The 5,672-nt window shown below is 62.1% G+C and carries 5 protein-coding genes and 1 pseudogene; 2 read left to right on the top strand and 4 right to left on the bottom strand.

Translation table 11 applies throughout. The features are described 5' to 3' along the window. Positions 1–317 (top strand): annotated as a pseudogene (locus GIW04_RS27105) (hypothetical protein); the annotation flags it as partial. 93 nt (positions 318–410) lie between these two features. On the opposite strand, the gene inhA reads toward GIW04_RS27105, so the two are convergent. Continuing rightward, positions 411–1,091: an isonitrile hydratase gene (gene inhA, locus GIW04_RS27100; protein ID WP_019818712.1), complete on the bottom strand. Its 681-nt coding sequence runs from the start codon at positions 1,089–1,091 to the stop codon at positions 411–413. 88 nt (positions 1,092–1,179) lie between these two features. On the opposite strand from inhA, the gene GIW04_RS27095 reads away from it, so the two are divergent. Continuing rightward, a complete protein-coding gene (locus tag GIW04_RS27095) occupies positions 1,180–2,148 on the top strand; it encodes a GlxA family transcriptional regulator (RefSeq protein ID WP_003190225.1) in 969 nt (322 codons plus the stop codon). Here GIW04_RS27095 and GIW04_RS27090 read toward each other — a convergent pair. Genes GIW04_RS27090 through GIW04_RS27080 form a run of 3 tightly spaced genes read right to left on the bottom strand, consistent with a single transcriptional unit; the run spans position 2,134 to position 5,652 of the window. Further along, positions 2,134–3,045 (bottom strand): alpha/beta fold hydrolase, encoded by a 912-nt coding sequence (locus GIW04_RS27090; RefSeq protein ID WP_003190226.1) that lies wholly within the window; start codon positions 3,043–3,045, stop codon positions 2,134–2,136. The genes GIW04_RS27095 and GIW04_RS27090 overlap by 15 nt on opposite strands. Beyond that, a complete protein-coding gene (locus GIW04_RS27085; RefSeq protein ID WP_003190228.1) occupies positions 3,033–4,859 on the bottom strand; it encodes a glycoside hydrolase family 15 protein in 1,827 nt (608 codons plus the stop codon). The genes GIW04_RS27090 and GIW04_RS27085 overlap by 13 nt, the downstream gene beginning before the upstream one ends. Continuing rightward, on the bottom strand, positions 4,852–5,652 hold the full coding sequence (locus GIW04_RS27080) for a glucose 1-dehydrogenase (protein ID WP_003190230.1): 801 nt from the start codon (positions 5,650–5,652) through the stop codon (positions 4,852–4,854). Before GIW04_RS27080 ends, GIW04_RS27085 begins: the two co-directional genes overlap by 8 nt. Between the last annotated feature and the right edge of the window lie 20 nt (positions 5,653–5,672).

The following is a 5,672-nucleotide window of genomic DNA, read 5'->3' as shown; positions in this document are numbered from 1 at the left end:
CTCATCTACCAGACACCCCGCAATCCAACTGTGGGAGCTGGCTTGCCTGCGATGGCGGCCTGCCAGCCGACGCTTCTCTACCTGACACCCTACGATCCAATTGTGGGAGCTGGCTTGCTCGCGAAGGCGGCCTGCCAGCCGACACCGGGTATCAGACCGAGCACATATTCATTCCTGCGGTAACGGCCACCTATTTGACTGAAAGAGATACCTTTGGCCAGCTTTGCCACGACTACCAGGTCAGTCGAAAGACTGGCTACGACTGGACAGCCGTTGAGCACCGAGAGAATCAAAAGGAGTTTCGTACAGCGGACTAGGACTTACCTCACGTTCAAGCGTTGAAACCGGTTCATTCCCACGGACCTTCCCAGTCGCTGCAAATTCAGCGACCGGACGTGAGAAATCCAACTTCACCCCAGCCGCGCAGCTGCCCGCGCAACAATCTCCCCGCGCACTCTGCGTGACTCCACCGTGCGCTTGTTGGCTTCCTCCAGCACATGCCGGGGCGCCGTCTCCGGGCGGCCTGAGTCAAACGGTGGGGCCGGCGCGTATTCGATCTGCAGTTGTACCAGTTGCGCCGCCGCTTCGCTGTACAACTCCGCGGCCAGAGTCAGGGCAAAGTCGATGCCGGCGGTGATCCCGCCGCCGGTAAACAGGTTGCCGTCACGCACCACACGTTCCTGTACGGGAATAGCACCGAGCGGGGCGAGCAGGTGGTGGTAGGCCCAATGGGTGGTGGCCTTGCGACCGCGCAGTAACCCTGCCGCGCCCAGTACCAGTGAGCCGGTGCACACCGAGGTCATGTAGCGCACTGTCTGTGCCTGGGCCTTGAGAAAATCCAGGGTTTGCGGGTCTTCCATCAAAGGGCCCACACCGGCGCCGCCGGGTACGCAGAGCACATCCAGGTTCGGGCAGTCGGCATACGTGATGGTCGGCGTGAACACCAAGCCGGTGCTGGAGGTGATCGGCGCCAGGTCTTTCCACACCAGGTGCAGTTTCACGTCTGGCAGCGAACCGAGGACATCATAGGGGCCGGTAAGGTCCAGTTGCTGGATGCCGGGGAACAATAGAAAGCCGATCTGCAAGGTCATGATTCACGCTCCGAAAGGGATGGACGTCCTTACTGTAGAAGCCTAGGCTTTGGCGAATACGCCATTGAGCCCACTAATCTCGCCAATCATGCCAAAAATTATTCATGTGCTCGCGTTTGAGAATGCCCAGGTGCTCGATGTCACCGGGCCTCTACAAGTGTTCGCATCGGCTAACGATCTGGCGCGCCAACGTGGTTTGCCATTGCCCTATGCGGTCAACGTCATTGCTACTCAGGCTGGGCCGGTAATGACGTCGGCCGGCCTGGCGCTGCTGGCCGAGCCGCTGCCCGCCATTGACCAGCCCTGCGACACGCTGGTGATCGCCGGTGGCTGGGGGGTGTACGGTGTTGCCGAGGACCCGACGCTGGTGCAATGGGTGCGTGATAAATCCCGGCACACCCGGCGCATGGCTTCAGTGTGCACCGGGGCTTTTCTGCTGGCCGCCAGTGGTTTGCTCGATGGTTGCCGCGTGGCCACGCACTGGACGCGCTGTGAAGAACTGGCGCGCAAGTTCCCTGCGCTCACGGTGGAGGCCAATCCGATTTTCATCCAGCAAGGCGCGGTGTGGACGTCTGCTGGCGTGACCGCCGGGATCGACCTGTGCCTGGCCCTGGTAGAGGATGACCTGGGGCGTGCGATTGCCTTGGAGGTTGCGCGCCACCTCGTGGTGTTCCTCAAGCGCCCTGGCGGCCAGTCGCAATTCAGCGTGACGTTATCCCTGCAAAAGAGCGACAGCCGCTTCGCCGAGCTGCATGCCTGGATCGCCGATAACCTGACGCTGGAGTTGAGCATCGCCACACTGGCGGCCCAGGCCGGTATGAGCGAGCGCAGCTTTGTGCGTCACTACCGCACCGAGACCGGCCAGACCCCGGCGCGGGCCGTGGAACTGATTCGCGTCGAAAACGCACGCCGGCAACTGGCAGACAGCACAACCTCCATCAAACGTATCGCCATGCAATGCGGTTTTGGCTGTGAAGAGACCTTGCGTCGCAGCTTTCTAAGGGCTTTGTCGGTGACGCCACAGGCGTATCGGGAGCGTTTTTCACCGCTCCAGTAGTTCCAGCAAAGCGTGAAGCGTGACCTGGGGCGCTTCCTGGAAAACATTGTGGCCAACGCCGGGCAACACCTGGCGGCGATAAAAGCCGCTGAAGTGCTCCACATCGTCATCCACAAGCGGCGGCGGGCCCACACCGTCGTCGGCCCCGCACAACGAAATGCTCGGTACCGAGATCGCCGGTTGTGGCACCAGCGCCTGCTCGATGGATTCCAGCGCGGGATCACCCGGCGCATACATGAAGCGATGGCGATACGAATGAATCACCACCTCGACAAAATCCGGGTTATCAAACGACGGCGCGGTCAGGGCGTAGCGGCTTGGCCCTTCGGCCCAGGACGGTGACCACAGCGTCCAGAGCAATTGGCAGAGTTCACGCCGGTTGGCCGTCAAACCATCGACCCCGCGCTGGGTGTGAAAGTAGTACTGATACCAGAGCCGGTGCTCTGTCTCAGGTGCCCGAGGTTTGAGCGACTGGCTGATGGCCTGGATGTTGTAGCCATCGCCGGTCACCAGGCCGCGTACCCGCTGCGGCCACAGCGCCGCCACAATACAGGCGGCGCGCCCACCCCAGTCAAAGCCGGCGAGGGTAGCTTGCGGGATGGCCAAGGCATCCATGAAGTCGAGCAAGTCCTTGGCCAGCGCCGCCTGTTGGCCGGAGCGCATCACTTGCGTGTTGATAAATCGCGTCGGGCCATAACCGCGTAAATACGGGACCAGTACCCGATAACCGCGTTCAGCCAGCACCGGTGCGATGTCGTCGTAGCCCCGAGGGTCGTAGGGGAAGCCATGCAACAGGATCACCGGTTCGCCATCGACGGGGCCGTGGGTTTCGTAAGCCACATCAAGCAGGGTGGTGCGCACATACAGCAGTGCGGGTGGGGTGGTCAGGGTTGCCATACGGTTTTCTCCCCGCTGAGCTTGCGGTCCAGGAACGTTGCCGCACTGATCAATGCCAAATGGCTCAAGGCCTGGGGCGTGTTACCCAGGTGCCGGGCCTGGCTGTCGAACTCTTCGGCGTACAACCCCAGCGGGTTGGCGTAACGCAGCAACTGTTCGAATTCCAGATGGGCTTTTTCAACTTGCCCGGCGCGCGCCAGGCATTCGACGTACCAGAACGAGCAGGCGGCAAACGCGCCTTCGACGCCTTGCAGCCCATCGATCTGGCTGTCGTCATTGCGGTAGCGGTAGACCATGCCGTCACGCACCAGGCTTTTCTGGATCGCTTGCAGTGTCGACAGCCAGCGCGGGTCCGTGGCGGCGACAAAGCGCACCAGCGGCATCAACAGCATCGAACCGTCGAGGGCGGTGCTGCCGATATGCTGGACGAAATGCCCGCGCTCTTCGTTCCAGAAGTTCGTCCAGATGTCGGCGTAGATCGCCTGGCGCGTCTGGTCCCAGCGTGCGAACGGCGCTGGTAGTGAGCGTTTGGAGGCCAGGCGGATGGCACGGTCCAGGGCCACCCAGCACATCAGGCGTGAGTGCAGGAAGTGATGCTGCTCACCGCGCATTTCCCAGATGCCTACGTCTTTGTGGTTCCAGATCTCACACACCTGGTCGACCACTTCCACCGTGTGTTTCCAGCCTTGGTGGGAGATGGCTTCGCCGTATTTGTTCACCAGGTAAACCGCGTCCATCAGTTCGCCGTAGATATCCAGCTGGATCTGATCGAACGCCTCATTGCCCACCCGCACCGGTTGGGCGCCGCCGTGGCCGCTCAAGTGGTCGAGGGTGGTTTCCGGGAGTTCCTGGCGGCCGTCGATGCCGTACAGGATGTTGATCTTGGTCGGCTGGCCGCAGCAGTCGCTGACCCGGCCCCTGAGCCAGCGCATGTAGGCGTTGGCTTCCTCGACGAAACCCAGGCGCATGAACGCATAGACGGTGAACGAGGCATCGCGGATCCAGGTGTAGCGGTAGTCCCAGTTGCGTTCGCCGCCGGGCGTTTCCGGCAGCCCGAACGTGGCGGCGGCGATGATGGCGCCGTGTTTGCGCGAGGTCAAAAGTTTCAGCGCCAGGGCCGAGCGGTTGACCATCTCGCGCCAGCGCCCGCGGTAGTTGGATTGGCTGATCCAACCGCGCCAGAATTTCAAGGTGCGCTCCAGGTAGAGGTCGGTACAGTCGTTGGTGACGCGCGCATCCTCCTGGCCGCCGAGGACAAACTCAGCGCCTTCCTCCTGGGCGAGGGTAAACGTGGCGAGGGCGGTGTTGTCTTGCAGGGTCAGCGGCTGGCTGCCGATCAGGCGCAGGCCGGGCTGGCCGCTGGCGGTGAACACTACACTGGCAGCGTCTGCCTTCGCTTCGGTGGCGGCCCGGGCATAGTCGTGGCGCACGGCGCAGCTCAGGTGGATAGTCGCCTTGCCACTGACCACCCGTACCCGCCTGATCAGCAAAGGCAGTTCATCGACGTTTTCGCTGACGGTCAGCAGGTCGGTGATCTCCACCACCGCTTCATCGCTCAGCCAGCGAGTCTGCAACACGTTGGTGTCGGGCAGGTAGATCTGCTCGCGGCGGGCGTTGGGCAGGTCCGGGGTAAGCTGAAACGTGCCGGCCTCGGGCGTGTCGAGCAATGCGCAGAACACCGAGGGGCTGTCGAATTCCGGCCAGCAGAAGAAGTCGATGCTGCCGCGGTCGTTCACCAGTGCCGCGCTGCGCATGTCGCCGATGATCCCGTGGGCATCAATGGCGCTTTGAGGTTCGTTCTTGAAATCAACCATTGCCACGAAACTCCGGATAAAGGCTCATGCCGCCATCAATGAACAGCGTGCTGCCAACCACATAATCAGAAGCGTCGCTGGCCAGCCATACCACGGCATTGGCCACGTCTTCGACGTCACCGACACGACCATAAGGAATCAATTTAAGCAGCTCTTGTTCTGCCGCGCCTTCGGTGGCCGCACGGTTGATCGCCGTACGAATGGCCCCCGGTGCGATGCCGTTGATACGGATGCGTTGCTCGCTGACTTCCTGAGCGAGGGTGCGCATCAGCATCTCCACGCCGCCCTTGGACGCCGCGTAATTCACATGCCCGGCCCAGGGGATGACTTGATGCACCGAACTCATATGGATGATTTTGCCGGCGGCCCGTGACACACCTTCGCGAATACCCTGGCGATTGAAGATACGCACCGCCGCCCGTGCGCAGAGGAACTGCCCGGTGAGGTTGACGCCAATCACGGTGTTCCAATCCTCAAGGGTCATATCCACCAGATTGGCATCTTTTTGCAGGCCGGAATTGGCCACCAGAATATCCAGATGGCCGAAGGCGTCGAGGGTTTGCGCGAACAGGCGTTCGACATCGGCCTCCTTGGACACATCGCCGCCAATCGCAAGCGCTCGGCCGCCGTTGGCATTGATCTGCGCGGCGAGGGCCTCCGCCGGTGCCGCCTGGGAGTTGTAGTTAAGCACCACCGCCGCGCCTGCTGCGGCCAGGGCTTTGGCCGCGCCCGCGCCAATACCGGAACTGGCCCCGGTGACCAGGGCCACTTGTTGCTGCAAGGAAATCTGCATCGCCCACCCACCGTTTTATG

This window comes from Pseudomonas sp. PA-4-8C (assembly GCF_021606625.1).
In the GTDB taxonomy this organism is placed as follows: Bacteria; Pseudomonadota; Gammaproteobacteria; order Pseudomonadales; family Pseudomonadaceae; genus Aquipseudomonas; species Aquipseudomonas lactis.
This window is presented reverse-complemented; position numbering and strand designations above follow the sequence as displayed.

Bases quoted from the DNA above. Each gene is read 5' to 3' on its own strand.
- inhA (WP_019818712.1), bottom strand. From the start codon at position 1,091: ATGACCTTGCAGATCGGCTTTCTATTGTTCCCCGGCATCCAGCAACTG.
- GIW04_RS27080 (WP_003190230.1), bottom strand. From the start codon at position 5,652: ATGCAGATTTCCTTGCAGCAACAAGTGGCCCTGGTCACCGGGGCCAGT.
- GIW04_RS27095 (WP_003190225.1), top strand. From the start codon at position 1,180: ATGCCAAAAATTATTCATGTGCTCGCGTTTGAGAATGCCCAGGTGCTC.
- GIW04_RS27090 (WP_003190226.1), bottom strand. From the start codon at position 3,045: ATGGCAACCCTGACCACCCCACCCGCACTGCTGTATGTGCGCACCACC.
- GIW04_RS27085 (WP_003190228.1), bottom strand. From the start codon at position 4,859: ATGGTTGATTTCAAGAACGAACCTCAAAGCGCCATTGATGCCCACGGG.